This is a genomic window from Mycobacterium sp. NGS50, assembly GCF_059812545.1.
In genome coordinates this window covers 1-25223 of the sequence record NZ_JCALCW010000028.1, presented here as the reverse complement: position 1 = coordinate 25223, position 25223 = coordinate 1, and the positions used below count along the sequence as shown (strand labels likewise).

General features: G+C 67.7%; 31 protein-coding genes. 14 read left to right on the top strand and 17 right to left on the bottom strand.

From position 1 onward, the window contains the following. Nucleotides 1-49: 49 nt before the first annotated feature. Together AC5Y36_RS18645 and AC5Y36_RS18640 are read right to left on the bottom strand one after the other, a co-directional pair. On the bottom strand, nucleotides 50-1012 hold the full coding sequence (locus AC5Y36_RS18645; RefSeq protein WP_500042423.1) for a sigma-70 family RNA polymerase sigma factor: 963 nt from the start codon (nucleotides 1010-1012) through the stop codon (nucleotides 50-52). A 161-nt stretch (nucleotides 1013-1173) separates the two neighbouring features. Next, nucleotides 1174-1560 carry a DUF3099 domain-containing protein gene (locus AC5Y36_RS18640; protein ID WP_500042422.1) on the bottom strand — a complete coding sequence of 129 codons (387 nt, stop codon included), beginning with the start codon at nucleotides 1558-1560 and terminating at the stop codon, nucleotides 1174-1176. Between the two features lie 80 nt (nucleotides 1561-1640). Between AC5Y36_RS18640 and AC5Y36_RS18635 the strand changes: the two genes are divergently transcribed. Further along, on the top strand, nucleotides 1641-1880 hold the full coding sequence (locus tag AC5Y36_RS18635) for a DUF3039 domain-containing protein (RefSeq protein ID WP_500042421.1): 240 nt from the start codon (nucleotides 1641-1643) through the stop codon (nucleotides 1878-1880). On the opposite strand, the gene AC5Y36_RS18630 is transcribed toward AC5Y36_RS18635, so the two are convergent. Together AC5Y36_RS18630 and AC5Y36_RS18625 are read right to left on the bottom strand one after the other, a co-directional pair. Continuing rightward, a complete protein-coding gene (locus AC5Y36_RS18630; RefSeq protein ID WP_500042420.1) occupies nucleotides 1856-2815 on the bottom strand; it encodes a YihY/virulence factor BrkB family protein in 960 nt (319 codons plus the stop codon). The two genes, AC5Y36_RS18635 and AC5Y36_RS18630, sit on opposite strands and share 25 nt — an antisense overlap. Before the next feature lie 63 nt (nucleotides 2816-2878). Next, complete coding sequence (locus AC5Y36_RS18625; RefSeq protein ID WP_500042419.1) at nucleotides 2879-3073, bottom strand: DUF7455 domain-containing protein; 195 nt, start codon at nucleotides 3071-3073, stop codon at nucleotides 2879-2881. Nucleotides 3074-3195: 122 nt separating this feature from the next. Here AC5Y36_RS18625 and AC5Y36_RS18620 point away from each other — a divergent pair, with 122 nt between their 5' ends. After that, the gene (locus AC5Y36_RS18620) at nucleotides 3196-3549 is read left to right on the top strand and encodes a DUF952 domain-containing protein (RefSeq protein WP_500042418.1); all 354 of its coding nucleotides are present in this window, start codon (nucleotides 3196-3198) and stop codon (nucleotides 3547-3549) included. Here the strand turns inward: AC5Y36_RS18620 and AC5Y36_RS18615 are convergent. From AC5Y36_RS18615 to ppgK, 4 genes are all read right to left on the bottom strand, one after another. Then, the gene (locus tag AC5Y36_RS18615) at nucleotides 3500-3784 is read right to left on the bottom strand and encodes a hypothetical protein (RefSeq protein ID WP_500042417.1); all 285 of its coding nucleotides are present in this window, start codon (nucleotides 3782-3784) and stop codon (nucleotides 3500-3502) included. The genes AC5Y36_RS18620 and AC5Y36_RS18615 overlap by 50 nt on opposite strands. Nucleotides 3785-3822: 38 nt before the next feature. Further along, a complete protein-coding gene (locus AC5Y36_RS18610) occupies nucleotides 3823-4905 on the bottom strand; it encodes a methyltransferase (RefSeq protein ID WP_500042416.1) in 1083 nt (360 codons plus the stop codon). Nucleotides 4906-4917: 12 nt separating this feature from the next. Then, complete coding sequence (locus AC5Y36_RS18605; protein ID WP_500042415.1) at nucleotides 4918-6447, bottom strand: RNA polymerase sigma factor; 1530 nt, start codon at nucleotides 6445-6447, stop codon at nucleotides 4918-4920. A 167-nt stretch (nucleotides 6448-6614) separates the two neighbouring features. Next, a complete protein-coding gene (ppgK, locus tag AC5Y36_RS18600) occupies nucleotides 6615-7376 on the bottom strand; it encodes a polyphosphate--glucose phosphotransferase (protein WP_500042414.1) in 762 nt (253 codons plus the stop codon). 101 nt (nucleotides 7377-7477) lie between these two features. Between ppgK and AC5Y36_RS18595 the strand changes: the two genes are divergently transcribed. Next, complete coding sequence (locus AC5Y36_RS18595; RefSeq protein ID WP_500042413.1) at nucleotides 7478-8335, top strand: inositol monophosphatase family protein; 858 nt, start codon at nucleotides 7478-7480, stop codon at nucleotides 8333-8335. Nucleotides 8336-8339: 4 nt separating this feature from the next. Here the strand turns inward: AC5Y36_RS18595 and cei are convergent, their stop codons facing one another. Further along, complete coding sequence (gene cei / locus AC5Y36_RS18590; protein WP_500042412.1) at nucleotides 8340-8990, bottom strand: envelope integrity protein Cei; 651 nt, start codon at nucleotides 8988-8990, stop codon at nucleotides 8340-8342. A gap of 339 nt (nucleotides 8991-9329) precedes the next feature. Between cei and AC5Y36_RS18585 the strand changes: the two genes are divergently transcribed. After that, nucleotides 9330-9632 (top strand): DUF4193 domain-containing protein, encoded by a 303-nt coding sequence (locus tag AC5Y36_RS18585; RefSeq protein ID WP_500042411.1) that lies wholly within the window; start codon nucleotides 9330-9332, stop codon nucleotides 9630-9632. Nucleotides 9633-9639: 7 nt separating this feature from the next. Here the strand turns inward: AC5Y36_RS18585 and AC5Y36_RS18580 are convergent, their stop codons facing one another. Beyond that, nucleotides 9640-10116, bottom strand: coding sequence for a DUF3093 domain-containing protein (locus AC5Y36_RS18580; RefSeq protein WP_500042410.1), 477 nt, complete (start codon nucleotides 10114-10116; stop codon nucleotides 9640-9642). 25 nt (nucleotides 10117-10141) lie between these two features. On the opposite strand from AC5Y36_RS18580, the gene dut reads away from it, so the two are divergent. Together dut and AC5Y36_RS18570 are read left to right on the top strand one after the other, a co-directional pair. Then, on the top strand, nucleotides 10142-10606 hold the full coding sequence (gene dut, locus AC5Y36_RS18575) for a dUTP diphosphatase (protein ID WP_500042409.1): 465 nt from the start codon (nucleotides 10142-10144) through the stop codon (nucleotides 10604-10606). An 89-nt stretch (nucleotides 10607-10695) separates the two neighbouring features. Next, nucleotides 10696-11376: a DUF3710 domain-containing protein gene (locus AC5Y36_RS18570; protein ID WP_500042465.1), complete on the top strand. Its 681-nt coding sequence runs from the start codon at nucleotides 10696-10698 to the stop codon at nucleotides 11374-11376. Here AC5Y36_RS18570 and AC5Y36_RS18565 read toward each other — a convergent pair. Further along, nucleotides 11373-12101 carry an alpha/beta hydrolase gene (locus AC5Y36_RS18565; RefSeq protein ID WP_500042408.1) on the bottom strand — a complete coding sequence of 243 codons (729 nt, stop codon included), beginning with the start codon at nucleotides 12099-12101 and terminating at the stop codon, nucleotides 11373-11375. The genes AC5Y36_RS18570 and AC5Y36_RS18565 overlap by 4 nt on opposite strands. Before the next feature lie 124 nt (nucleotides 12102-12225). On the opposite strand from AC5Y36_RS18565, the gene AC5Y36_RS18560 reads away from it, so the two are divergent. Beyond that, nucleotides 12226-12597, top strand: a complete 372-nt coding sequence (locus AC5Y36_RS18560) for an OB-fold nucleic acid binding domain-containing protein (protein ID WP_500042407.1) — start codon at nucleotides 12226-12228, stop codon at nucleotides 12595-12597. A gap of 50 nt (nucleotides 12598-12647) precedes the next feature. Then, entirely contained in the window at nucleotides 12648-13235 is a 588-nt protein-coding gene (locus AC5Y36_RS18555) for a DUF3159 domain-containing protein (protein WP_500042464.1), read from the top strand. Nucleotides 13236-13291: 56 nt separating this feature from the next. On the opposite strand, the gene AC5Y36_RS18550 is transcribed toward AC5Y36_RS18555, so the two are convergent. Next, nucleotides 13292-13954 (bottom strand): potassium channel family protein, encoded by a 663-nt coding sequence (locus AC5Y36_RS18550; protein ID WP_500042406.1) that lies wholly within the window; start codon nucleotides 13952-13954, stop codon nucleotides 13292-13294. 49 nt (nucleotides 13955-14003) lie between these two features. Further along, on the bottom strand, nucleotides 14004-14675 hold the full coding sequence (locus AC5Y36_RS18545; protein ID WP_500042405.1) for a potassium channel family protein: 672 nt from the start codon (nucleotides 14673-14675) through the stop codon (nucleotides 14004-14006). Between the two features lie 111 nt (nucleotides 14676-14786). Between AC5Y36_RS18545 and AC5Y36_RS18540 the strand changes: the two genes are divergently transcribed. Both AC5Y36_RS18540 and AC5Y36_RS18535 read left to right on the top strand, forming a co-directional pair. Continuing rightward, nucleotides 14787-16793, top strand: coding sequence for an APC family permease (locus AC5Y36_RS18540; protein ID WP_500042404.1), 2007 nt, complete (start codon nucleotides 14787-14789; stop codon nucleotides 16791-16793). Beyond that, a complete protein-coding gene (locus AC5Y36_RS18535) occupies nucleotides 16790-17965 on the top strand; it encodes a class I SAM-dependent RNA methyltransferase (protein WP_500042403.1) in 1176 nt (391 codons plus the stop codon). Before AC5Y36_RS18540 ends, AC5Y36_RS18535 begins: the two co-directional genes overlap by 4 nt. On the opposite strand, the gene AC5Y36_RS18530 is transcribed toward AC5Y36_RS18535, so the two are convergent. Then, entirely contained in the window at nucleotides 17951-18415 is a 465-nt protein-coding gene (locus tag AC5Y36_RS18530; protein WP_500042402.1) for a GbsR/MarR family transcriptional regulator, read from the bottom strand. The two genes, AC5Y36_RS18535 and AC5Y36_RS18530, sit on opposite strands and share 15 nt — an antisense overlap. Nucleotides 18416-18481: 66 nt before the next feature. Here AC5Y36_RS18530 and AC5Y36_RS18525 point away from each other — a divergent pair, with 66 nt between their 5' ends. From AC5Y36_RS18525 to AC5Y36_RS18515, 3 genes are read left to right on the top strand one after another with little or no spacing between them, the layout of a single operon-like run. Next, a complete protein-coding gene (locus tag AC5Y36_RS18525; RefSeq protein WP_500042463.1) occupies nucleotides 18482-19378 on the top strand; it encodes an ABC transporter ATP-binding protein in 897 nt (298 codons plus the stop codon). Beyond that, entirely contained in the window at nucleotides 19375-20085 is a 711-nt protein-coding gene (locus tag AC5Y36_RS18520; RefSeq protein ID WP_500042401.1) for a fluoroquinolone export ABC transporter permease subunit, read from the top strand. Before AC5Y36_RS18525 ends, AC5Y36_RS18520 begins: the two co-directional genes overlap by 4 nt. Further along, on the top strand, nucleotides 20082-20825 hold the full coding sequence (locus AC5Y36_RS18515; protein WP_500042400.1) for an Rv2686c family ABC transporter permease subunit: 744 nt from the start codon (nucleotides 20082-20084) through the stop codon (nucleotides 20823-20825). Before AC5Y36_RS18520 ends, AC5Y36_RS18515 begins: the two co-directional genes overlap by 4 nt. Before the next feature lie 81 nt (nucleotides 20826-20906). Here the strand turns inward: AC5Y36_RS18515 and AC5Y36_RS18510 are convergent, their stop codons facing one another. The 3 genes from AC5Y36_RS18510 to AC5Y36_RS18500 all read right to left on the bottom strand — a co-directional run bounded on the left by AC5Y36_RS18510 (nucleotide 20907) and on the right by AC5Y36_RS18500 (nucleotide 23229). Then, nucleotides 20907-21365, bottom strand: a complete 459-nt coding sequence (locus AC5Y36_RS18510; protein WP_500042462.1) for a DUF5078 domain-containing protein — start codon at nucleotides 21363-21365, stop codon at nucleotides 20907-20909. 46 nt (nucleotides 21366-21411) lie between these two features. Continuing rightward, the gene (locus tag AC5Y36_RS18505) at nucleotides 21412-22695 is read right to left on the bottom strand and encodes an ArsB/NhaD family transporter (RefSeq protein ID WP_500042399.1); all 1284 of its coding nucleotides are present in this window, start codon (nucleotides 22693-22695) and stop codon (nucleotides 21412-21414) included. Between the two features lie 90 nt (nucleotides 22696-22785). Next, nucleotides 22786-23229 carry a CBS domain-containing protein gene (locus tag AC5Y36_RS18500; RefSeq protein WP_500042398.1) on the bottom strand — a complete coding sequence of 148 codons (444 nt, stop codon included), beginning with the start codon at nucleotides 23227-23229 and terminating at the stop codon, nucleotides 22786-22788. Between the two features lie 33 nt (nucleotides 23230-23262). On the opposite strand from AC5Y36_RS18500, the gene dxs reads away from it, so the two are divergent. Next, nucleotides 23263-25176, top strand: coding sequence for a 1-deoxy-D-xylulose-5-phosphate synthase (gene dxs, locus AC5Y36_RS18495; RefSeq protein WP_500042397.1), 1914 nt, complete (start codon nucleotides 23263-23265; stop codon nucleotides 25174-25176). Nucleotides 25177-25223 lie beyond the last annotated feature (47 nt).

Here is a 25223-nt window from a genome sequence, read left to right as displayed (position 1 = left end):
CCGCCGCGGCAATACGGCGGGCACACTGTCCAGGAGATCGCGGTCGGCGTCAGCTGGCGTAGGAGCGCAGCCGGTCGGCTCGCTCGCCGTGACGCAGTTTGGCCATCACTTCACGTTCGATCTGGCGGACCCGCTCCCGGGACAGACCGAACAGCTTGCCGATCTGGTCCAGGGTCCGGGGCTGTCCGTCGTCCAACCCGAACCGCAGCCGGATCACCTGATGCTCACGCTCGTCGAGGGTGGCCAGCACGCTGCGGATGTCGGTGTGCAGCAGTTCGGCGATCACCGTGCTCTCCGCCGACATCGCTTCGGCGTCCTCGATGAAGTCGCCCAGCGGCGCCTCTTCGTCGGAGCCGACCGGCATGTCCAGGCTCACCGGATCACGGCTGTGCTCGAGCAGGTCGTTGATCTTCTCCACCGGGATACCCGATTCGTTGGCGAGCTCCTCGTCGGTGGCTTCGCGGCCCAGCTGCTGGTGCATCTCGCGCTTGATCCGGGTCAGCTTGTTGACCTGCTCGACCAGATGCACCGGTAACCGGATGGTTCGGCTCTGGTCGGCCATACCGCGGGTGATGGCCTGCCGAATCCACCAGGTGGCATAGGTGGAGAACTTGAAACCCTTTGCATAGTCGAACTTTTCCATCGCCCGGATCAGTCCCAGGTTGCCCTCCTGGATCAGGTCCAACAACGGCATACCGCGACCGGTGTAACGCTTGGCCAACGACACCACCAGCCGCAGGTTGGCCTCGAGCAGGTGCTGACGTGCTGCCTTGCCGTCCCGTGCCACGGTCGCCAGATCGCGTTTGCGGTTGACGCCGAGTCGCTTGCGGGTGGCCAGCAGATGCTCCGCGTACAGGCCTGCCTCGATGCGCTTGGCGAGTTCGACCTCATCGGCAGCGTTCAGCAATGCTGTCTTGCCGATGCCGTTTAGATAGACGCGCACCAGGTCCGCGGCGGGGCTCGCAGCGTCCAGATCGCTGCTGTCACCCCGGGGTGTGATGTCAGTTGCCATGACGACCTCCTGATCGACTTGAACTGTCATGGGGTTTAACGCCCAACTCGAGTCAAGAGTTCCCACCGAGGGCCAACTTCACCCCTCTTGAACTGCGGAAATACGCCGACGTTCTGAGAATGTAGTAAGAACCTGCGACAACGGGCGGTGATCAGGGACCGTTAGTTGCCCGACGAGTTCGATTGCGGCGCTTGCGGCCTGGGCGGCTCCAGCGCGGCACGCTCGGCCGTTGGGAACAGCGGGGTGCGATGTCCGCCGTCGTCGTAGCGGCGCGGTTCGTCGGCACTGCGCGGTGGCCGGTCGTTGGCGATCAGCACCGCGATCCACGGCAGCGGAATCGAGGCCAGCAGAATCAGCAGCGAGATCAGCCCGTTGTGCCACACGCCGTAGGCGATCGCGGCGAAGACCAGCGCCGGAATCCGGAACGCCATCAGGGTCAAGTACTTGCGTACCCGCGCGCGGTGCTGCTCCTCATAGGAGGGCGCGGCGGCGGTGATCAATACCGGTCGACCATCGTCGTCGAAACCCAGCTCGGGGCTGCGCTTCATGCATTCCACTGTCCCACACCCGCGCGGTCTCGGCACCGGCCGGCTACCGGGCGGCAGGGTTACCAGGGCACAATGTGACCATGGACACCCAGACGATCGAACGCACCGATTCCGACGAACGCGTCGACGACGGGACCGATAGCGATACCCCGAAGTATTTCCACTACGTCAAGAAGGACAAGATCGCCGAGAGCGCGGTGATGGGCTCCCACGTGGTGGCGTTGTGCGGTGAAGTGTTCCCGGTGACCCGCTCACCCAAGCCGGGTTCGCCGGTCTGCCCCGACTGCAAGCGGATCTACGAGACGCTCAAGTCGGGCTGATCCGCATCGGCGGCGCGGTCGGATCCTGACGCTCGCGCGGCCACCCAGAGGCGCAGGCGGTGCAGATGGGTTTTCTGCGCCGGCCATTCCTCTTGGATGGCAGCGTTCAACTCGGCGCCGAGCATGATCGCGAAGCCGAGCAGGTAGGCGAAAAGCAGGAAGGCGATCGGTGTCGCCAGCGCACCGTAGGTGTACCCGGTGCTGGTGATGTAACGCAGATAGATTCGCAACCCCACCGTGGCGACGACGAACACCGTCGTCGCCAGCACTCCACCGATCAATAGGCGATGCGAGGGCAGGGGATTGGGCAGCGACACGCGGTACAGCACTGTCACGGCCACCAGCAGGCCCAACACCAGCGTCGGGTAATACCCGAAGCGCAGCAGGTCGGTCCATTGGTCGGGAAGGTGCTCGGCGATCGCGCGGGGCCCCAGTGCGGCGAACGGCGCTCCGGAAACCACGATCACCAGCATGGCCACATAGAGGCCCAGGGCGAAGAAGCGTTGCCGCACCGGGTGACGCAGCGGCGTTTGGTCGTGTGCCTCGACCACCGAGTCGACGAAAGCCGAGATTGCCGAGGACCCGGCCCACAGCGAAATGACGAAACCCAGCGACACCACTTCACCGCGGGCATTGGCCACGATGTCGCGCACGGTGGGTTCGATGATCTCCACGACGACGTTCTTGGAGAAGAACCTGCTCGCCATGCTGATCAGCCGGTCCTGAATGGTCGGCAGAGTGTCCGGGCCGAACAGCGGCGCCACATACGACAGGCTGCCCAGCATCCCCAGCAGCAGCGGCGGCAGCGACAGCACCGACCAGAAGCCCGCCTGGGCCGACTCGGAGAAGATCGAATCGTCCCAGCTCTTGGAGAGGGTGCGCCGCCCGATGTGCAGCAGGTGGTGGCGGGACGGTTTCACAATCTGGTCAGTCATGACCCGTCCAGCATTCCTGACGAATGCCGCTGCTGCCCAATCGAGCGGCCGGGCGTGTTGTCGCTAGGCCTCGACGGGGGCGCTGACGTGAAGCACGGCGGACAGCTCAATCAGCCTGGCTTCGTGCTCGTTTGCGTGATGCTGACAAAACAGCAGTTCGGCTCCGGAAGGCAGCGTGGCGCGCACCCGGGCAGCAGCACCGCACCGGTCACACCGATCAGCCCGAGTCAGTTCGGGACTGGTCAGAGTCGCGTTCATGGCTCCTCCGTTCTCGCGTGTCTCTCAAGTGTGTCAGACGCTGGCGGATTCAGCGTTGTTCCCCGCCGTTGCTGTGTCGTGTCTCACCCTTACGGGTGGCTGAGTCGGGCAGGATCTCACCGATGAGCCACGAAGGAGTCCTGGTACACCTGTGCAGCGCCCAGGAATGGTCGAGCGCCCGGGCGTCGGGAGTGCTGCGGCCCGAGTCGCTGCGTACCGCCGGCTTCGTGCACCTGTCGACGCCGCAGCAGGTGCACCTGCCCGCCAATCGGCTCTTCTCGGGCCGCACCGATTTGGTGTTGCTGCAGGTCGACCCGGCCAAGCTGGTGGGCCCGGTGCGCTGGGAGCCCGGGGTCCCAGCCGATCCGGCCGCGATGCTGTTCCCGCATCTGTATGGCCCGCTGCCGGTCGAAGCGGTGATCGGTGTCAGTGCGTATCCGCCGGGTCCGGACGGTGCCTTCCCAGCGGCGGATTGAAGCTGATGGGGGTGGTGGGCTTGGCCGCAGAAACCCGGGTGCGTTCGCTACGGGCGAACGTGGTCCGCGCTTTGCTGATCAGTGCGGCGGGCACTCGCGGCCATGCCGCGGCGACGGCGTTGATGGCCTTGAGCACCGCAGGATCCAGAACGGCCTCGGCCGGCACCGGGTGACCGTGAACGATCGCTCGGTTCAGCAGCGCCGCGAACGTCTGCGATGCCTCATCCGTCGGCATGGTCCGCGATCCTACGCGGCATCACCGCGGTGCGGGCCTCAGACGGGCCAAGCCTCGATAATCGCCAACGGACTCGTCGTGGGCATCACCCGTTGCAGCCGGAATCCCGCCTGCGCCAGCAGCTCGCCGTACTCACGCTGGGTCCGCTCCCGGCCGCCGGCCGCCACCAGCATCTCCAGGTCCAGCAGCAGCCCCAAATGAGCGGGTGCGCCTTCGGGCAGCACCATTTCAAACAGCAGCAGCCTGCCGTCCGGGGCGATCGCGTTGCGGACATTGCGCAGAATCGCCAGCGATCGATCGTCGTCCCAGTCGTGGATGACGGTCTTGAGCAGGTAGGTGTCTCCGCCGGAGGGGACCGAATCAAAGAAGGAGCCGCCCTGGGTGTCGCAGCGCGACGTCACTCCGGCGGCCGCCAGGGTGGCGTCGGCGCCGGCCACCACCGGCGGCAAATCGAACAGCACGCCGCGTGCGTCCGGAGCCTGCCGCAACACCGCGGCCAGCAGTGCGCCGTGTCCGCCGCCGACATCCACGATCACCTTGCTGGCGCTGAAATCATATGTGGGAACGGCGCTTTCGATGGCCAGGGTGGAGGCGCCGGTCATGGCGTCGTTGAAGACTTCGGCGAGTTCGGGGTCGGTGTCCGCGTATTCGAAGAACGGCATTCCGCGCAACTTGGCGACCGCCGTCTCACCGGTGCGCACCGAGTGCTCGAGGTGGGACCAATGCTCGCGGTGTGCCGGGTGGCCGATGAACGCGATCATCGGAGCCACACTGGCCGCCTCGTCGGAGACCAGGGCCCGTCCGGTGCGGGTCAGCGCGAAGCGGCCGTCGCGGCGCAGTTTGAACACCGACTGACTGGCCAATGCGCGCATCAACCGGTAGGTGGCGCCCGGGTCGGCGCCGACCCGCGCGGCGACGTCCTCGGCGCTCAGCGGGCCGGATTTGAGCGCATCGACGATGCCCAGCCGCACCGCGGCATACAGCGCCTGGGTCAGCCACCCGCCGAATCCCAGTTCCATGACCGCGACGGCGGCGGGGGCGGTGGCCTGGTGCAGACGCTGCAGCCCGCCACGAAACGCGTTGAGGGCACTCAGCAGCGCCGACGGTGGTGCTTTAGGCACGGTGTTACGTCGCTAGTCCAGGTAGTCCCGCAGCACCTGCGAGCGGCTCGGGTGGCGCAGCTTGGACATCGTCTTGGACTCGATCTGGCGGATGCGTTCGCGGGTCACGCCGTACACCTGGCCGATTTCGTCGAGGGTGCGGGGCTGGCCGTCGGTGAGCCCGAACCGTAGCCGCACCACGCCGGCTTCCCGCTCGGACAGTGTCTCCAGCACCGACTGCAGCTGATCCTGCAGCAAGGTGAACGAGACGGCGTCCACCGCTACTACAGCTTCGGAGTCTTCGATGAAGTCGCCGAGCTGGGAATCGCCCTCGTCACCGATCGTCTGGTCCAGTGAGATGGGCTCCCGCGCATACTGCTGGATCTCCAGCACCTTCTCCGGGGTGATGTCCATCTCCTTGGCCAGCTCTTCGGGAGTGGGCTCGCGGCCCAGATCCTGCAGCAGCTCGCGCTGGATGCGGCCCAGCTTGTTGATCACCTCGACCATGTGCACCGGGATACGGATGGTGCGGGCCTGGTCGGCCATGGCGCGGGTGATGGCCTGGCGGATCCACCAGGTCGCGTAGGTGGAGAACTTGTAGCCCTTGGTGTAGTCGAACTTCTCCACGGCCCGGATCAGGCCCAGGTTGCCCTCCTGGATCAGGTCCAGGAATGCCATGCCGCGCCCGGTGTAGCGCTTGGCCAGCGACACCACCAGACGCAGGTTCGCCTCCAGCAGATGGTTCTTGGCGCGATCGCCGTCCCGGCAGATCCACGCCATGTCGCGGCGGTACGCCACGGCCAGCTTCTCGCCCTTCTCGGCGTGCTCGGACATCTTCTGGGTGGCGTACAGGCCCGCTTCGATCCGCTTGGCCAGCTCGACTTCTTCCTCGGCGTTGAGCAGCGCAACCTTGCCGATCTGCTTGAGGTAGGCGCGCACCGAATCCGCGGAAGCGGTGAGTTCGGCGTCCTTGCGGGCCTGCCGCAGTGCTTCGGACTCTTCCTCGTCCCATACGAAATCGCCGGATGCCTTGTCCTTTTCGGACGGTTCGGGGATCTCGTCTTCTTCTTCGTCGGTGCCGGCCTTGGCGGCGCCGGCGTCGCCACCGGCCTTGCCGGCGCTCTCGGCGGCCTCGGCGCCCTCGCCGTCCCCCTCGGCCTCGTCAGCGTCGTCGTCAGCTTCGTCGGCGGCGTCGTCTTCTAGGTCCTCGAGATCGAGGTCGGCGTCTACGTCGATGTCGTCGTCACCGGGCTCGGCGTCGAGCTCGTCGTCGACGACGGCGTCGGCGTCAAGGTTGTCCCCGTCGACGGCGTCTTTCGCCCGCGCGGTCGCCGCTTTGGTCTTGCCGGCTTTGGCCGGAGCATCCTTGGCGGCGGTCGCCTTGGTGGCCCGCGCGGTGGTCTTGGTGGCCTTCTTGGCCGGGGCCGAGCCGTCGGCGGCCTTGGCCGCGGCGCGCTTGGCGGGAGCCTTGGCTGGCGTTTTGGCGGCAGCCTTGCGAGGGGCCGCCGCGGCGGCGCGCTTTACCGGCTCGTCGGTTGCCGGGCTTGCCTTGGTCGCGGCCACGTACACCCCTTCGGTCAGACGGTCGTTTCAATGTCTCTGGGCATGCGCCACCGAACGTGTCGGATATGTCGAATGTCGGCGGTGATGTACCGCGGCTATCGGCTAGGCGGCCGCCGTCGACCATTGTAACGACAAAGTCTGCATGCACCGCGCCGAGCGGGCACAAATCAACGGGTGACGTCGGTGGTCGATGCCAGCGCCGCGCCGACGATTCCGGCGGTGTTCTGCAACACCGCCGCCACCACCGGGGTCCGGTTCTCCAGTAGCGGCAGCCATTTGTCGGCTTTGCGGCTGATGCCGCCGCCGGCGATGAACAGATCCGGGCAGATCGCGTTTTCGACGGCTACCAGCACTTTCGTCACCTCGCGCGCCCAACGCTTGTAGCTCCAGTCGCGCTTGTCCTTGACCGAGGAGGCGGCCCGATGCTCAGCCTCCCGGCCGCCCACCTCGATGTGGCCGAACTCGGTGTTGGGCAGCAGCTTCCCGTTGTGCAGAATCGCCGAGCCGATGCCTGTGCCGAACGTCAACAGCACGACCACGCCGCTGTTGTCCCGCCCCGCCCCGTAGCGCACCTCGGCCAGGCCGGCCGCATCGGCGTCGTTGAGCACGGTGATGTCATGGCCGGGCAGGGCGGCACCGATCGCATCGCGCGCATTCACACCGATCCAGGACTTGTCGACATTGGCCGCCGTCCGCACCAGGCCGTCGACGACGACGCCGGGATAGGTCACCCCCAGCGGGCCGGACCACCCGAACTCGTTGACCACCGCCGCGACGGTCTTGGCGACCGAGGCCGGGGTGGCGGGTTGCGGGGTGAGCAGCTTGAACCGTTCGCCGATCAGCTGCCCGGTGTCGAGGTCGACGATGCCGCCCTTGATCCCGCTACCGCCGACGTCGACGCCGAATCCGCGGCGTTGGGGACTGGTCATGGGGTCTCCTCGGGGAGGCTGACGTGTTGGCCCACACCCTAACGGGGGCTCCGCCGCCGAGGCAGCGGAGGTAGCGGAGGCAATTGTGCTGCGATAGGGGTGTGTCGACATTCGATCAGCCCGCACAACTTCGTCTCGTGGCCGAGAGTCTGGCCGGGCAGGCTGCGCAGTTCGTGCGCCGCCGCCGCGGCGAGGTCTTCGACCAACCCCGGCCTGCGGCTGAGGCGATGCGGTCAAAGAGCACTCCGACCGACCCGGTCACGGTGGTCGACACCGACGCCGAGCGGTTGCTGCGCGACCGGCTCGCTGAGCTGCGGCCGGGGGATCCGATCCTGGGCGAGGAGGGGGGTGGTGCTGCGCCCGAGGGAGTGCCTGACGGCACCGTCACCTGGGTGTTGGACCCCATCGATGGCACGGTGAACTTCGTGTACGACATCCCGGCCTACGCGGTGTCGGTGGCGGCCCAGATCGGCGGGGTGTCGGTTGCCGGCGCGGTCGCCGACGTCGCGGGCGACCGGGTGTACTCCGCCTCGGCCGGCGGCGGGGCGCACGTGACCGACGCGCAGGGCGTCCGCGCGTTGCGGTGCACGGCGGTGCAGGAGTTGTCGATGGCGTTGCTGGGCACCGGATTCGGGTATTCAGCGGAGCGACGCGCAACGCAGGCGACGTTGCTGGCCCGGATGCTTCCGGTGGTACGTGATGTCCGCCGGATGGGTTCGGCCGCGCTGGACCTGTGCATGGTCGCCGCGGGCCGGCTGGACGCCTACTACGAGCACGGACTCAACGTGTGGGACTGCGCCGCCGGCGCGCTGATCGCGGCCGAGGCGGGCGCATGGGTGCGGCTGCCGCCACCGGGTTCACCGGCCGGTTCGGTGGTGGCCGCCGCCGCTCCCGGCATCGCCGACGAATTCCTCGCCGTGCTGGAAGGCTTCGGCGGGTTGCAGCCGCTGGCGCGTTGAGCCGTCAGCAGATCGCCGAGTGGATTTTGGTGAGCAGCGCGGAGTCGGCGGGTTCGGTGGCGTCGGGGCGCAGACCCGCCAGCACCGCGTTGATGTCGTCGCTGTGGGCCAGCGCGGTGAAGTCGGTGCCCAGCGACAGGTCGACGGAATCGTCGGTGCGGTTGTCGCGGAACAGCTCGGCGCACGGTGCGACCAGCCACACCGCGGCGGCGCCGGCCTGGCCTGCCGGCCCGAAGCGGATCTGACCTTGGCAGTCCAGCTTGGCGTTGGCGTAGAGCGGGTCGTTGGCGGCGGTGGGCTGGGCGAACCCCAGATCACGCATCGTGTCGGCGACCTCGCCGGCCTGCCCGGCCCGGCCGCTGGCGTTGAGCACGCGGACCTTGGTGCCCGACAGCAGAGCCGGCGCGACATCGGTCATCTCGGAGCGGGGCACGGGGGTGCCTAGCGCGGGTTGGCCGGGCTCCGGCGGTGCGGGCGGCGGGTTGCACGCCTCGGCCTCGGCGACGTCGGGCGGGCGGGTCAGCGCGATCGTCCACGCCACGCCCGTTGCCACCACCAGCGCCACCAGCAGATAGATGGCCGGCCGGGGGTTGCGCCGTCGAAACGGCCGACCGTGTCGGTCGAACGCGGTGCCCTCGGTGATCTGTGAAACCACAAACGCACTCTAGTGGCGATCGCAAGCGCGGTGGTGCCGGGCGCGGCGGGTCGCCACCGTTGGGTGTGGGCGATCGCAAGCGCGGTGGTGCCGGGCGCGGCGGGTCGCCACCGTTGGGTGTGGGCGATCGCAAGCGCGGTGGTGCCGGGCGCGGCGGGTCGCCACAAGGTGCTTCGGACCGTGGCGACAATGACCGTCCACCACGGTCAATCCCGTAATGTGATGTAAATCACACATGAACTGGGACTCATCTGGGCACGAATTGTTTGGCGGAAGCGTTCGACGCTGGTACAAAGCAGTGCTTGCGGGGATACCGGGGGAGTGAGGGGAAGAGTTCCGATGGCAACCGACTACGACGCTCCACGGCGCAGTGAAACCGACGAGGTTTCCGAGGATTCGCTGGAGGAGCTCAAAGCGCGGCGGAACGAAGCACAGTCTGCGGTTGTGGACGTCGACGAATCCGATTCCGCCGAGTCCTTCGAGCTGCCAGGTGCCGACCTGTCCGGCGAAGAGCTGTCCGTACGCGTGGTTCCGAAGCAGGCCGACGAGTTCACCTGCTCATGTTGCTTCCTGGTGCAGCACCGCAGCCGGCTCGCCAGCGAGAAAAACGGTGTGATGATCTGCACCGACTGCGCGGCCTGAGGGCGGCTCAGCTCGACAGCGCCGCCAGCACCCGCCGCGGGTCGCGGCAGCTCACCAGCCAGTACGGCGTCGGGTCCTCGGGGTCGTCGAGAATGAGCAAGACCATCGGTCCGACCCAGGCGCGGTGCACCACATAGGCCGCCGGGTCGAGCTGGCGCCCCAACGCCGCAGATTTCGCCGTGCGGGGCACTTCCGCGGAACGCGCGATGACGCCCACCGGGAGATGCGCCTGGCCGGCCCACAGCTCGACCTGACCGCCGGTGTCGGTCACCCGGACCTCGACCCGCCCCAACCACAGCAGTGTGGCGACCACGACCCCGAACAGCACAATGAACGGCAGCCAGTCGGGCAGGCTGCGCACTCCCAGGTTGACTTCGTAGGCCAGCACCGCGGCGGGAACGAAGCCGAGGGGCCACCACCACCACGGAACCCACAGCCGCTCGCGATATCTCACGCTTTGCGCGGTGACGCGTGAACCCGACACGCGGCTCAGAGTAGTCTGTGCCCTCGTGTCGACCAGTCTGGCGGTGGTTCGCCTTGACCCCGATCTGCCGCTGCCGTGCCGAGCCCACGACGGCGATGCCGGCGTCGATCTCTACAGCAGCCAAGACGTGGAACTGTTGCCCGGTCAGCGGGCCCTGGTACCCACCGGAATCGCGGTGGCCATCCCGCACGGAATGGTGGGATTGGTGCATCCCCGTTCGGGTTTGGCTGCGCGGGTAGGCCTTTCGATCGTCAACAGCCCCGGTACCATCGATGCTGGTTATCGTGGAGAGATCAAGGTTTCGCTGATCAATCTGGATCCGAGCACGCCGATCGTCGTGCATCGCGGCGACCGGATCGCTCAGCTGCTGGTGCAGCGGGTCGAGTTGCCCCAGTTGGTGGAGGTGACGTCATTCGACGAGGCGGGGCTGGCTGACACAACCCGTGGCGACGGCGGCCACGGTTCCTCCGGCGGACACGCGAGTTTGTGAGGTGTGTGGTCATGGCATTCGGTAAGCGTAAAGAGACGGACGACAACGGGGCTGCGCAGCAGTCTGCCGCTGACCCCGACGAGGTCGACATGCTCGACGACGAGTCCGACGAGCTTGACGACTCGGAGTCGGACGGTCCGTTCGACATCGACGATTTCGACGACCCGGCGGCGGCCGAGGAGGCTCGCCTGGACCTGGGTTCGGTGCTGATTCCGCTGCCCGCGGACGGTCAGGTGCAGGTCGAGCTCACCAACGCCGGTGTGCCCAGCGCGGTCTGGGTGGTCACCCCCAACGGCCGCTTCACGATCGCCGCGTACGCGGCTCCGAAGTCGGCCGGTCTGTGGCGCGAGGTGGCCGGCGAGCTTGCCGAGTCGCTACGCCAAGACAAGGCGCAGGTCAGCATCGTCGATGGGCCCTGGGGTCGGGAAGTGTTGGGTACCGCTACCGGGGCGGTACGTTTCATCGGCGTGGACGGCTATCGCTGGATGGTTCGTTGCGTGGTCAACGGGCCGCACGAGACGCTGGAGGCGTTGACCGCCCAGGCGCGTACCGCGCTGGCGGACACGGTGGTGCGCCGCGGTGACACCCCGATGCCGGTGCGCACCCCGTTGCCGGTTCAGTTGCCCCAGGCGATGGCCGAGCAGCTGCGACAGGCGGTCGCCCAGCAGTCGGGCGAGCAGCCGCCGTCGCCGGAGACGCCTGCGCCGGAGGCCCGGCGCAGCGCGCAGGGCTCGGCGATGCAGCAGCTGCGCACCACCACCGGGGGCTAGCGGCGATCTGCCGGCCAGCCGCCCTGGATGGCGTCCTGCAGCGCGGACAGGCAGGCGGTGCCCAGCACCGTCGGATCGGCGCCCAACTCGTCGAGCGTCACGGTGCGCAGCGCCCCGCGCGGGGCGGCGGCCGCCCATTCGGCGCCGACGGTCAGCGGGTGGATCGCGTCGTCGGTGGCCGAGGTCACACCCAGCGGTACGGGCAGCCGCTCCAGCTCAGACCGCCGCGGCGAGCGGTAGCGCGCGGCGGCTTCCAGGGCGTCGGGCAGATGCGGCCACTGACCCGTCCACGAGCGGGTGAGTTCGTCCGCCAGCCATGGCGGGCTCGACGCCCGCATCTGGGCGACGGTGGCCTGCAAACCCTCGCGACGCAGCTCAGAAGCTGTGTAGCTGGCCGCCTGGGCGGCCGGTGCGGTGTCCGGAGCGCCGGTCCAGGCCGGCAGGGCGGCCAGCACCGCCACCGTGCGCTCGGGGTGGTTCAGCGCCCAGGCAGCTGCGACGGCGGCCCCGATCGACACCCCGCCGACCAGGATCGGGCCGCCGCCGGCCGCCTCGTCCAGGGCGGCCAGATAGCCGTCGATCAAGCATTCTGGGTGCGGTGCCGGGGCCACCAGAGTGGCGCCGACGGCACGCAGCGGCTGGGAAAATGCCCGGTAGACGTAGTCGTCGTCGGACCCGGTGCCGGGCAGCAGGACGGCGGTGACGTCGTGGAGATCGACAACCATCCCATGATCGTGCCTGCCGCGTGGCATTCGCGAACCAACAGGTCTACGGTGGCGTAGGCACACAACGTAGTGGCTTCCGCCGAGGGCCTTCCTGGGTGGAATAGCTGAAGTATCAGGAGAGGCCATGGCTACGGCCGAAGGTTATCTGCGCCGGCTCACGCGACGGTTGACGGAGGACCCAGAGCTACGCGACGTTGAGCAGCTGTCCGATGAAGCGGCCAACACCGGAGCGCAGCGCGCGATCGACTGTGAACGTGGCCAGGAGGTCACCATGGTCGGGATGCTGCGCAGTGTGGAAGCCAACGCCAAGGGGTGTGGCTGCAGTGTCCGCGCCGAGCTGTTCGATGGCACCGACACCGTCACCCTGGTGTGGCTGGGGCAGCGACGCATACCCGGTATCGACTCCGGGCGCACCCTGCGGGTGCACGGTCGGCTGGGCAAGCTGGAGAACGGCGGCAAGGCGATCTACAACCCGCACTACGAACTTCAGCAGTGAGCGTCGCGCAGACCGACGATCGCACCGGTTCCGAGCGCCTGCTGGCGCAAATGGGCGGCCTCAGCGGGCTGGTGTACTCCTCGTTGCCGGTGCTGATCTTCGTTCCGGTGTCCAGCGTGTACGGGTTACTGCCCGCGATCGCGTCGGCGCTGGGTGTGGCGGCGCTGATCCTGCTGTGGCGGTTGATTCGCCGGGATTCCGTGCAGCCGGCCGTTTCCGGCTTCTTCGGGGTCGCCCTCTGCGCACTGATCGCCTACCTGCTGGGGCAGTCCAAAGGGTATTTCCTGCTCGGGATCTGGACCTCGCTGCTGTGGGCGGCGGTGTTCCTGGTCTCGGTGCTGATCCGCCGTCCGGTGGTCGGGTATCTGTGGAGCTGGATGGGTGGGCACGACCTGGGATGGCGGGCGGTGCGTCGCGCCGTCTACGCCTTCGACCTGGCGACCGTGACCTGGGTGCTGGTGTTCGTCTCCCGGTTCCTGGTGCAACGCGGTCTGTATGACACCGGCCACATCGGCTGGCTGGCGGTGACCCGCATCGCGATGGGCTGGCCGCTGACCGGGATTGCCGCAGTGGTCACCTGGTTTGCGGTCCGGGCCGCGAAACGCGCCATCAGCGCTTCGGTAACCCCAACCCCATAGGCGTCGGGGCAATCCCGACGTGCTGGTCGCAATCGCGACGCGATCGAGCGCGGTGCTCAGCGCGGCGGCAGCAGCAGATTGCGCAGCTCGGCTTCGGACTCCGGGGCGGCCACGAACAACAATTCGTCGCCGCCCTCCAGCGGTTCGTCGGCCTGCGGCACGATGACCCGCTGCCCGCGCAGGATCGTCACCAGCGCGGCATCGCGCGGCAGCTGTAGCTTGCGCAGAGGTTTCCCGCCCCACGGTGTGTCGTCGGGCAGCGTGAGCTCCAGCAGGTTCGCCTGACCCTTGCGGAACTCCATCAGCTGCACCAGGTCACCGACCGCGACCGCCTCCTCCACCAGCGACGCCAGCATCCGCGGCGTGGACACCGCGACGTCCACCCCCCAGGACTCGGTGAACAGCCATTCGTTACGGGGGTCGTTGACCCGGGCCACCACCCGCGGCACCGCGAACTCGGTCTTGGCCAGCAGGGACAGCACGACGTTGGCCTTGTCGTCGCCGGTGGCGGCGATCACCACATCGAAGTCTTCCAGGTGCATCGACTCCAGCAGGGTCAGCTCGCAGGCGTCACCCAAATGCCAGTGCGCCTCGGCGATGGCGTCGACCTCGACGTGCTCGCTGTTGCGTTCGATCAGGCTCACCTGGTGGCCGCTCTCGATCAGCTCCCGGGCGATGGATCGGCCGACTGCGCCGGCCCCCGCGATAGCGACCTTCATCCGCGCCGCTCCTTATCGCCGGCTGCGCCGGTCTCTTCGTGGCCGGCGGTCACGCGCCCAGATCCTCGCTGGGCGGCAGCGCGGCGATGGCGATCGCTTCGGCCGCCCGGCCGGCCACCGCGGCGACGTACACCTGGTCGCTGGCCTGCAGCACGGTCTTGGGCTCCGGCAGCACTCCGGCGCCGAATCGGATCAGAAACGCCACCCGGGCGCCGGTCGCCGCCTCGAGGTCGGTCACCTTTTGCCCGACCCAGTCCTCATGCAGGATGACCTCGACGACGGCGACGGTGCCGGTGGGATCGCGCCATTTGGTGGTTTCGGTCTCCCGCGTCAGGGCGTTGAGCAGTCGGTCGGTGGTCCACGGCACGGTGGCCACCGTCGGGATCCCCAGCCGCTCATAGACCGCGGCACGTTTGGCGTCGTAGATCCGGGCGACCACGCGGCCCACCCCGAACGTTTCGCGGGCCAGCCTGGCCGAGATGATGTTGGAGTTGTCACCGGAGGACACCGCCGCGAACGCCCCGGCGTCCTCGATGCCGGCCCGCAGCAGCACGTCACGGTCGAATCCCATGCCCAGCACCCGGCTGCCGTTGAACTCCGGGCCCAGCCGGTTGAACGCCGTGCTGTCTCGGTCGATGATCGCGACCTCGTGGCCGATCCGCGACAGGCCGTCGGCCAGGGAAGCGCCCACCCGACCGCACCCCATCACTACTACCCGCACCTGGAGATCCTTTCGGCTGGATCGTGCTCACACTAGGTGGACGCCTTCGAACGCCACGTCGGTATCGGTGAACGCTACCGCCAACGCCCGGTGGGCTTACTCTTGGCTCTCGTGTCCAAACTTTCGACCGCCGCGCGCCGACTGCTGCTTGGCAGGCCATTCCGCAGCGACCGACTGAGCCACACCCTGCTGCCCAAACGCATCGCCCTGCCGGTATTCGCCTCGGACGCGCTGTCCTCGGTGGCCTACGGCCCCGAAGAGGTGTTCCTGGTGCTCTCGGTGGCCGGCATCGCCGCCTACCGGATGACCCCGTGGGTGGGCCTGGCGGTGGCTGTGGTGTTGATCACGGTGGTGGCCAGCTACCGGCAGAACGTGCACGCGTATCCGTCCGGCGGCGGCGACTACGAAGTGGTGACCACCAACCTCGGCGGCACCGCGGGCCTGACCGTCGCCAGTGCGCTGATGGTGGACTATGTGCTGACCGTGGCGGTGTCGATCTCGTCGGGCATCGCCAATATCGGCTCGGCGGTGCCCTACATCGCCCAGCACAAGGTGGCGTTCGCGGTCGGCACCGTGGTGTTGATCGCGGCAGCGAACCTGCGTGGGATCCGGGAGTCCGGAACCGCATTCGCCTTCCCGACCTACGCGTTCATGATCGGCATGTACATCATGCTGGGCTGGGGGCTCTTCCAGATCTATGTGCTGGGCCACCCGCTGCAGGCTGAGTCGGCCTCCTTCAAGATCCATTCCGCGCACGGCGAGATCGCCGGTTTCGCGTTGGTGTTCCTGGTCGCGCGGTCGTTCTCCTCGGGCTGTGCGGCGCTGACCGGCGTGGAGGCGATCAGCAACGGGGTGCCGGCGTTCCGCAAACCCAAGTCGAAGAACGCGGCCACCACGCTGCTGATGCTCGGCGGGATCGCGGTGACGCTGCTGCTGGGCATCATCATGCTGGCGCAGAAGACCGGGGTGAAGATCGCCAACCGGCCGGCCGAGCAACTGATCGGTGCGCCGCCGGACTATGAGCAGAAGACGATCCTGGCGCAACTGGCCGAAGCCGTGTTCCGCGGATTTCCGCTCGGCTTGTGGATCATCGCCGGTGTCACCGCGCTGATCCTGGCGTTGGCGGCCAACACCGCGTTCAACGGATTCCCGGTGCTGGGATCGATCCTGGCCCAGGACTCCTACCTGCCCCGCCAACTGCACACCCGAGGTGGCCGGCTGGCGTTCTCCAACGGCATCGTGTTCCTGGCGGCGGTCGCGATCGCCTTCATCGTGGCGTTCGGCGCCGAGGTGACCGCGCTGATCCAGCTGTACATCGTCGGGGTATTCGTTTCGTTCACACTCAGCCAGATCGGCATGGTCCGGCACTGGAACCGGTTGTTGCGCAGCGAAACCGATGCCGCGGCGCGGCGCACGATGATCCGCTCCCGGATGGTCAACACCCTCGGGTTCGTCATGACCGGGACGGTGCTGGTCGTGGTGGTGATCACGAAATTCGCCGCCGGCGCGTGGATCGCGATCGTGGCGATGTCGATCCTGTTCGCGTTGATGAAGATGATCCGCCGGCACTATGAGGCGGTGAATCGCGAACTGGCTGAGCAGGAGGCCGAGAACGAGGACCAGACGGTACTGCCCAGCCGAAACCACGCGCTGGTCCTGGTTTCCAAGCTGCATCTGCCGACCCAGCGCGCGCTGGCCTATGCTCGCGCCACCCGGCCCGATGTGCTGGAGGCGGTCACCGTCAGTGTTGATGACGCGGAAACCCGGGCGCTGGTCCACAAGTGGCAGGACAGCGATATCAGCGTCCCACTCAAGGTCATCGCCTCTCCGTACCGTGAGATCACCCGTCCGGTGCTCGATTACGTCAAGCGGGTCAGTAAGGAGTCGCCCCGCACGGTGGTGACGGTGTTCATCCCCGAGTACGTGGTCGGCCACTGGTGGGAACACGTGCTGCACAACCAGAGCGCGCTCCGACTCAAAGGCCGGTTGTTGTTCATGCCGGGTGTGATGGTGACTTCGGTTCCCTGGCAGCTCAATTCGTCGGAACGTCGCAAAACGCTGCAGCCGCATGTGGTCGCCGGCGACACGCGGCGAGGTTTCACGGACGGGGCGCAGTGACCTCGGACGTTTCGGAGGAACTGACGCTGACCGCCGGTGCCCCGGCCAACGGCGGAAGTTGCGTGGCCCGCCACGACGGGCGGGTGGTCTTCGTGCGGTACGCGTTGCCCGGCGAGCGGGTCCGCGTCCGCATCACCGCGCAGCGCGACGCGTATTGGCATGGCGAGGCGATTGAGGTGCTCGAACCGTCACCGAACCGGGTGGCGTCGCTGTGCCCGATCGCCGGGGCGAACGGCGCCGGGTGCTGCGATCTGGCGTTCGCCGAGCCGGCGGCGGTGCGGGGGATGAAAGCCGAAGTGGTGGCCGGTCAGCTGGCGCGGCTCGGTGGACATCAATGGCAGGGCGAGGCGGAGTCGCTGGGGGAACCCACCGGGTGGCGAACCCGGGTCCGGCTGGACGTCGGCGCCGACGGGCGCGCCGGTTTTCACCGCTACCACAGTGACGAGCTGGTCACCGATCTGCGCTGCGGGCAGGTGCCCGGCGGGATGCTGGACGGCCTGCCGGCTGACGGCCGACCCGGTGATCAGCTACATGTGATCGTCGACGACACCGGGACGCGGCACGTGGTCAGCACCGGCCGGGGACGCCGTCCGGAGGTGGTGACCGGGGACTACCACGGCGTGCAGCGGGTAGGCGGGCGGAGCTGGCAGCTGCCGGTGACGGCGTTTTGGCAGGCACACCGCGATGCCGCGGGCGTGTACAGCGCCCTGGTCGCGGACTGGGCCCAGGCTGGCGCCGGTACCACCGCGTGGGACCTCTACGGCGGCGCCGGGGTGTTCGCCGCCGCGCTGGGCGAAGCGGTGGGGGAGTCGGGCCGGGTGCTCAGTGTCGACACCTCACGAGCGGCGTCGGGGGCTGCGCGGGCCGCGCTCGCCGACCTGCCGCAGGTGCGGGTGGTGACCGACTCGGTGCGCCGGGCGTTGGCCGCACAACGCGGTGCCGCCGATGTCGCCGTGCTGGACCCGCCGCGCACCGGGGCCGGGCGTGAGGTGATCGACCTGCTGGCGGCCGCCGGGGTACCTCGGGTGGTGCACATCGGTTGTGAGGCAGCGTCGTTCGCCCGTGACGTCGGTCTGTACCAACGGCACGGCTACACCGTGGCGCAGATCCGGGCGTTCGATGCGTTCCCACTCACCCATCACGTGGAGTGTGTGGCGCTACTGACCCGGTGAGCGCTGCTGCCAGCGCTCCAGCAGGGCCGGGATCTCGGCGAGCAAAAACGCGTAGAAATCGCGCATCTGGGTGAGTCGGTGGTGGGCCGCGCTGTCGGTGCCGGTGGCTGCGATACCGGTCGCGGCGGCGTCCTGCATGGCTGCGATCGTCACGTTTTGGCTGGTGAACAGCACCGCCCAGGCATCGTCGCGCAACCGATAATGATCGCGCCGGCTGGCCGGTACGGCAACGCGCTCGGCCAGCCCGACCGCGGTGAGCATCTTCAGCGCTCCGGAGATCGCTCCCGCACTGGCCTGCAGTCGCTCAGCCAGCTCGCCCATCGTCATGGTGGGCTGCTCGGTGAACAGCAGCGCGGTCAGCACCCGCGCGGTCATCCGTTGCAAGCCCAGACCGGTCAGGGTCAGCGCGAGCTGTTCGGCAACGTCGTGTACCTCGGAGGTCTGTGCCACGGAGAACCTATCTTCAATAATTTCTGAAACTTCAGTATAGTCGACGGAGTGATCAGTCGGAGTGAGATTACGCCTGCGGCGGCAGCGTCACCCGTCGGCGACGAGGTGATCCGGGTCCGCGGGCTTAGCTACCGCTATCCGAGCGCGGACCGACCTGCCATCCGCGGCATGGACTTCTCGGTCGGGCGCGGAGAGATCTTCGGGTTTCTGGGACCCAGCGGCGCCGGCAAATCGACGACCCAGCGGCTTCTCATCGGCTTGCTGCGCGGTCACGGCGGACATGCTGAGGTCTGGGGCGCGGAACCGCTGGCCTGGGGGTCGGACTACTACCAGCGCATCGGGGTCTCTTTCGAGCTGCCCAACCACTACCTGAAACTCACCGGCCGCGAGAATCTGCGGTTCTTCGCGTCGCTGTATCGCGGTCCGACCATCGATCCGATGGTGCTGCTGGATGCCGTCGGTCTCGCCGAGCACGCCGACGTGCGGGTGGGCAACTACTCCAAGGGCATGCAGATGCGGCTGACATTCGCCCGGGCACTGATCCACGATCCGGAGTTGATCTTCCTTGACGAACCCACCTCCGGGTTGGACCCCGTCAACGCCCGCAGGGTCAAGGACATGGTGCTGCAGCTGAAGGCGCGTGGCCGCACCATTTTCCTCACCACCCACGACATGGGCACCGCCGAGGAGTTGTGTGACCGTGTTGCGTTCGTCGTCGACGGGGCGATCGTCGCGTTGGACACGCCCGCCGAGCTGAAGATCGCCCGCAGCCAGCGGCTGGTTCGGGTGACGTATCGGGGTGACCCCGGCGGCTTGGCGACCGCTGAGTTCCCGATGGAAACCCTCGCCGATGACCCGGCGTTTCACACCCTGCTGCGTGACCATCACGTGGAGACCATCCACAGCCGGGAAGCCAGCCTCGACGACGTCTTCGTCGAGGTCACCGGACGGCGACTGACGTGACCCGGCTGGCCGGCGCGCTGCGCCTGGAGCTCACGCTGCAGGTGCGGCAGAAGTTTCTGCATGCCGCGGTGTTCTCCGGGCTGATCTGGCTGGCGGTGCTGTTGCCGATGCCGGTGCGCCTGCGCCCGGTTGCCGAGCCGTATGTCCTGCTCGGTGACACCGCGATCATCGGGTTCTTCTTCATCGCGGGCACGGTGTTCTTCGAAAAGCAGGACCGTACGCTGTCGGCCATCATCGCCACACCGCTGCGGTTCGCCGAGTATCTAGCCGCGAAACTGACTCTCCTGGTGGGGGTTTCAGTGTGCATCGCGTTCGTGGTGGCCGGCAGCAGCATCACCAGCGGCATCGGCTATCACCCGGTGCCGCTGCTGGCCGGGGTGCTGCTGGCGACGCTGGTGATGCTGCTGGTCGGATTCACCACCTCGCTGCCGTTCGCCTCGATCAGCGACTGGTTCTTGGCGGCGACGGTGCCGCTGGCCGTGATGTCGCTGCCGATGCTGAACTACGCCGGGATATGGCCGACTCCGTTCTGCTACCTGATCCCGACCCAGGGCCCGTTGCTGCTGTTCGGGGCGGCGTTCGATCAGGTGGACCTGGCGCCGTGGCAGGCGTGGTACGCGCTGATCTACCCGACGGTCTGCATCGCCGGGTTGTGCTGGGCGGCCAGGGCACTGTTCGACCGCTACATCATCGAGAGGCCGTCGTGATCGCCCACGCGCGCGCACTGGCGGCGTTCGGCCGCAACGATGTGCGCGGCACCTACCGGGACCCGCTGCTGGTGATGATCGTGTTCGCGCCGGTCATCTGGACCACCGGTGTGGCGGTGCTGACGCCGCGGTTCACCAGCATGCTCGCCGAGCGCTACGCCTTCGACCTGGTGCCCTATTACCCGCTGGTGCTGACGGCGTTCCTGTTGCTGACGTCGATCATCATCGCCGGAGGTCTGGCCGCCTTCCTGGTGCTCGACGAGGTCGACGCCGGTACGCTGGCCGCGCTGCGGGTCACCCCGGTCCCGATGTCGGTGTTCTTCGCCTACCGGGCGGGCACCGTGATGGTGGTGACGACCAGCTACGTGACCGCCACCATGACGTTCAGCGGAATCCTGCGGCCGGGCCTGGTGGTGTCGCTGATCCCGATCGGGCTGCTCGCCGGGCTGTCGGCGGTGGTGACGCTGTTGCTGATTGTGGCCATGGCCAACAACAAGATTCAGGGTTTGGCGGCATTGCGCGGCCTCGGCATGCTCATCGCCGGGCTGCCGTGTTTGCCGTGGTTCATCGACTCGACGTGGAGCCTGGCGTTCGGGGTGCTGCCGCCTTACTGGGCCGCCAAGGCATTCTGGGTGGCCAGCGCCCACGGCACCTGGTGGCCGTATCTGGTCGGCGGTGTGCTGTACAACCTGGCGCTGGTGTGGCCACTGTTCCGGCGCTTCCACGCCAAGAACACCTAGCCGACGTTCATTTTGCGGCTATGGCGCAAAAAGTCGGGTGAACTGCGCCGTGGACGCAGGATCAACGCATCAGGTGCGCAGCTACCAGTTCCACACCGACATATCGCCACGCGGGTAGCCGGCGCAGTTCTCCGTCGACTTGGCGACCACGCCCTTGTTGTTGAAGAAGAGCTTGGCGTGGTTGGGCCACTGCGTGGTGAGCGGTTCCGGCGGGTAGTGCGTGGCCATCTCCTCGGAGTAGGCCCGCCGGTCAGCCGAGGACAGCGAGTAGAACCAGTGCATCTTGTCCTGGGTGGCCTGCTGGATCTCCGGCGAGTGGTTGTTGTAGTCGATCATGTAGCGCTCGTAGTACACCGGCGAGGTGTCGCGGGTGGCGGCCATGATCTGCTCGGCGTCGCAGGTGGTGGCGATCATCCGGCGCGGGATCGGGTAGTCGTCGGTCGAATCGGCCGAGGCGGGGCCGGGCAGTGCCACCGCGGCGGCGCCGAGGGCGGCCAGCACAGCGCCGGCGCGCAGAACAGGGGTTGTGCGAAGCCGCATCATGTTAGACACCTTAACTTATTTTCGGACGGGCGGCGAGGCCGCGTCAGCCCAGCACGAAGTACCGCAACCACAGGTACAGCGCCGCGCATGCCACCGAGACGGTCGTCACCACCGCGCCCTTGCGGGTGAATTCCCAAAACGAGATGGGGTTGTCGGCGCGGCGCGCGATGCCGAGCATCACGACGTTGGCGCTGGCGCCGACCGCGGTCAGGTTGCCGCCAAAGTCGGCGCCCAAAGCCAGCGCCCACCACAGCGGATCGGAGTGCTCGGGCAGCGATGCCGCCAGGCCGCCGACGATCGGCGTCATGGTGGCGACGTAGGGGATGTTGTCGATGATGCCCGACACCGGCGCGGAGACCCCCAGGATGAGCATGGTGGTCAGCAGGGCGTTGCCACCGGTGGCGCCGGTCGCCAGCCGGGCCAGGTCACCGATCACCCCGGTCTTGACCAGGGCGCCGACCATCACGAACAAGCCGGCGAAGAACAGCAACGTCTCCCACTCGACGCCGGCCAGGTAATCGGAGCGGTCCAGCCCGGAGATCAGCACCAGCACCCCGGCGCCCAGCAGCGCCGTCAGGGATGGCTCGAGATGCAGCGGTCCGTGGGCGATGAACGCCGTGAACACGGCTGCCAGCACCACGCCGCATTTGATCAGCAGCCGCGGATCGCGGATGGCTTCGCGCTCCTGCAGCGACATCACCTCGGCGATTCGTTCCGCGTCCACCGTGAGCGACCCGGGAAACAGTCGGGGCAGCAGGGCCACGAACACCACGATGACGATCAGCACGATCGGCGTCATGTGCAGCAGAAAGGCATTGAAGGTCAACCCGGAGCGGCTGGCGATGATCATGTTGGGCGGGTCGCCGACCAGGGTCGCGGCACCGCCGATGTTGGACGCGAAGACCTCTGCCATCAGCAACGGTGCCGGGGCGATCTCCAAACGGTCGCAGACCAGCAGGGTGACCGGGGCCACCAGCAGCACGGTGGTGACGTTGTCCAGCAGCGCGGACGCGACGGCGGTCACCAGGACCAGCAGGATCATGATCCGCAGCGCCGAACCGCCTGCGCGTTTGGCGGCCCAGATCGCGATGTATTCGAAAACTCCGGTCTGGCGCAACACACCGACGATGACCATCATGCCCAGCAGCAGGAAGATGACGTCCCAGTCGATGCCGGTGTCGTGGGAGTAGAACACGTCGCCGGACTGCATGACGGGCAGGGTGATGACGACTCCGGCACCCGCCAGCGCCACCAGCGTCTTGTTGAGCCGATCGCTGGCGATCAGGACGTAGGCCACGACGAACGCCGCGATTGCAAGGACGGTCATCGGCGGGTGCTCACGGGATACTCCTGGTCATAGAACATGTCACGCCGACCCGGCTTCCCGGCACACCGGTTGTCACGCTATCAGCCGCGGCTACGGCTTCACCGCCGCGGCCAGCAGCCGCGACGCGGTGATCACCCCGTGCAGAGCGCCGTCTTTCACCACGGCCAGCAGCGGGCTGCGGAACCGGGCCATGGTGGCGGCGACCTCGATGATGGTGTCGTCGGCTTGGGCCGGCGGCACATTGTGCAGATGTTCGGGCAGCACGTCGCGCACCGTTTTGCCGCGTAGCTTATCGGCCGCCCGGTCGGCCATCGACTCGTTGAGGACACCGGCCAGCGACGGATCGTCGATCACGTAGCCGGGCACGATGAACCGCACCACCTGGGAGGCCGGCAGTACCGCGTAGGGTTTGCCGGCGCTGTCGGTCACCACGATCCCGGGCAGCTGGTGCTCGGCGAGCAGCCGGGCGGCGGCCAGCGCATCAGAGTCGATACTCACCACCGGGAAGTCCTCGGCGATCTCGTCGGCGTGCATGGTGTGACCATACGTCGTGCGTAGACTGGTCGAATGCTTGAACAGATCCGCGGGCCTGCCGATCTGCAGCACTTGTCGCAGGCGCAGCTCACCGATCTGGCGTATGAGATTCGGCAGTTCCTGATCCACAAGGTCGCCGCCACCGGCGGGCACCTGGGTCCCAATCTTGGTGTGGTCGAGCTGACACTGGCGCTGCACCGGGTGTTCGACTCGCCGCACGATCCGATCATCTTCGACACCGGCCATCAGGCCTACGTGCACAAGATGTTGACCGGCCGGTGTGCCGACTTCGACAGCCTGCGGAAGAAGGGCGGCCTGTCGGGCTACCCGTCGCGCGCCGAGAGTGAACACGACTGGGTGGAGTCCAGCCACGCCAGCGCGGCGCTGTCGTACGCCGACGGACTGGCCAAGGCCTTCGAGCTGACCGGGCACCGCAACCGGCACGTAGTAGCGGTCGTCGGTGACGGTGCGCTGACCGGCGGCATGTGCTGGGAGGCATTGAACAACATTGCCGCAGGCAACCGGCCGGTGGTGATCGTCGTCAACGACAACGGCCGCAGCTACGCCCCGACCATCGGCGGATTCGCCGAGCATCTGGCCGCATTGCGGCTGACACCCGGCTACGAGCGTTTCCTGGACGAGAGCCGCCGGATGATCCGCGGCATCCCGGTGTTCGGAGAGTTGCTCTACCACGCTGTGCACAGCCTTAAGGCCGGGGTGAAGGACGCGGTGTCCCCTCAGCTGATGTTCACCGACCTCGGGCTGAAATACGTCGGCCCGGTCGACGGCCACGACGAACATGCCGTGGAGGCCGCGCTGCACCACGCCCGCGGCTTCGGCGGTCCGGTGATCGTGCACGTCGTCACCCGCAAGGGGATGGGGTATGGCCCGGCCGAGAACGACGAAGCCGAGCAGATGCACTCCACCGCACCGATCGACCCGGTGACCGGGCGGGCCACCACGGTGTCCGGTCCGGGCTGGACCGGGGCGTTTTCCGACGCGCTGATCGAATACGGCACCAAACGCCGCGACGTGGTGGCGATTACCGCGGCGATGCCGGGCCCGACCGGGCTGACACCGTTCGGGCAGCACTTCGGCGACCGGCTGTTCGACGTCGGCATCGCCGAACAGCACGCGTTGACGTCGGCCGCCGGACTGGCGATGGGCGGCCTGCACCCGGTGGTGGCGATCTACTCGACCTTCCTCAACCGCGCCTTCGACCAGGTGATGATGGACGTCGCCCTGCACCGGCTGCCGGTAACCCTGGTGCTGGACCGGGCCGGGATCACCGGCAACGACGGCGCCAGCCACAACGGCATGTGGGACCTGTCGATGCTGGGCATCGTCCCGGGTATGCGGGTGGCGGCTCCCCGCGACGGTGCACGGCTGCATGAGGAGCTGGGTGAGGCGCTCGACGTCAACGACGGCCCGACCGCGATCCGGTTCCCTAAAGGCAGTGTCGGAAAAGATATTCCCGCTGTTGAGCGGCGCGGTGGGGTGGACGTGCTCGCGGCGCCCGCCGACGGCCTGAGTCATGACGTACTGCTGGTAGCGGTCGGGCCCTTTGCGGCGATGGCCCTGGCGGTGGCGGGGCGTCTGCATAACCAGGGCATCGGGGTGACGGTGATCGACCCGCGCTGGGTGCTGCCGGTGCCCGCCGCCGTGCATGAGCTGGCAGTCGCGCACAAGCTCGTTGTCACCGTGGAGGACAACGGCGTGAGCGGCGGTGTGGGCTCGGCGGTATCGGCGGCGTTGCGGGCCGACGAGATCGATGTCCCATGCCGCGATGTCGGAGTGCCGCAGCGGTTCTACGACCACGCCTCTCGCGACGAAGTGCTTGGCGAGGTGGGCTTGACTGAGCAGGACGTTGCCCGCCAGATCACCGGCTGGGTGGCTGCGCTGGGCAGCAGCGCCGCTGAGACCCAGATCAGCGAACGCCTCGACTAGCGGCGCCGAGCAGACGCAAATAGGCCGTGTGACCCGGTTACCAGGGA

Excerpts from the sequence above, each read along its gene's own strand:
- AC5Y36_RS18645 (WP_500042423.1), bottom strand. The coding sequence starts at position 1,012 with ATGGCAACTGACATCACACCCCGGGGTGACAGCAGCGATCTGGACGCT.
- AC5Y36_RS18640 (WP_500042422.1), bottom strand. The coding sequence starts at position 1,560 with ATGAAGCGCAGCCCCGAGCTGGGTTTCGACGACGATGGTCGACCGGTA.
- AC5Y36_RS18635 (WP_500042421.1), top strand. The coding sequence starts at position 1,641 with ATGGACACCCAGACGATCGAACGCACCGATTCCGACGAACGCGTCGAC.
- AC5Y36_RS18630 (WP_500042420.1), bottom strand. The coding sequence starts at position 2,815 with ATGACTGACCAGATTGTGAAACCGTCCCGCCACCACCTGCTGCACATC.
- AC5Y36_RS18625 (WP_500042419.1), bottom strand. The coding sequence starts at position 3,073 with ATGAACGCGACTCTGACCAGTCCCGAACTGACTCGGGCTGATCGGTGT.
- AC5Y36_RS18620 (WP_500042418.1), top strand. The coding sequence starts at position 3,196 with ATGAGCCACGAAGGAGTCCTGGTACACCTGTGCAGCGCCCAGGAATGG.
- AC5Y36_RS18615 (WP_500042417.1), bottom strand. The coding sequence starts at position 3,784 with ATGCCGACGGATGAGGCATCGCAGACGTTCGCGGCGCTGCTGAACCGA.
- ppgK (WP_500042414.1), bottom strand. The coding sequence starts at position 7,376 with ATGACCAGTCCCCAACGCCGCGGATTCGGCGTCGACGTCGGCGGTAGC.
- AC5Y36_RS18585 (WP_500042411.1), top strand. The coding sequence starts at position 9,330 with ATGGCAACCGACTACGACGCTCCACGGCGCAGTGAAACCGACGAGGTT.
- AC5Y36_RS18570 (WP_500042465.1), top strand. The coding sequence starts at position 10,696 with ATGCTCGACGACGAGTCCGACGAGCTTGACGACTCGGAGTCGGACGGT.
- AC5Y36_RS18565 (WP_500042408.1), bottom strand. The coding sequence starts at position 12,101 with ATGGTTGTCGATCTCCACGACGTCACCGCCGTCCTGCTGCCCGGCACC.
- AC5Y36_RS18560 (WP_500042407.1), top strand. The coding sequence starts at position 12,226 with ATGGCTACGGCCGAAGGTTATCTGCGCCGGCTCACGCGACGGTTGACG.
- AC5Y36_RS18555 (WP_500042464.1), top strand. The coding sequence starts at position 12,648 with ATGGGCGGCCTCAGCGGGCTGGTGTACTCCTCGTTGCCGGTGCTGATC.
- AC5Y36_RS18550 (WP_500042406.1), bottom strand. The coding sequence starts at position 13,954 with ATGAAGGTCGCTATCGCGGGGGCCGGCGCAGTCGGCCGATCCATCGCC.
- AC5Y36_RS18510 (WP_500042462.1), bottom strand. The coding sequence starts at position 21,365 with ATGCGGCTTCGCACAACCCCTGTTCTGCGCGCCGGCGCTGTGCTGGCC.
- AC5Y36_RS18505 (WP_500042399.1), bottom strand. The coding sequence starts at position 22,695 with ATGACCGTCCTTGCAATCGCGGCGTTCGTCGTGGCCTACGTCCTGATC.
- AC5Y36_RS18500 (WP_500042398.1), bottom strand. The coding sequence starts at position 23,229 with ATGCACGCCGACGAGATCGCCGAGGACTTCCCGGTGGTGAGTATCGAC.
- dxs (WP_500042397.1), top strand. The coding sequence starts at position 23,263 with ATGCTTGAACAGATCCGCGGGCCTGCCGATCTGCAGCACTTGTCGCAG.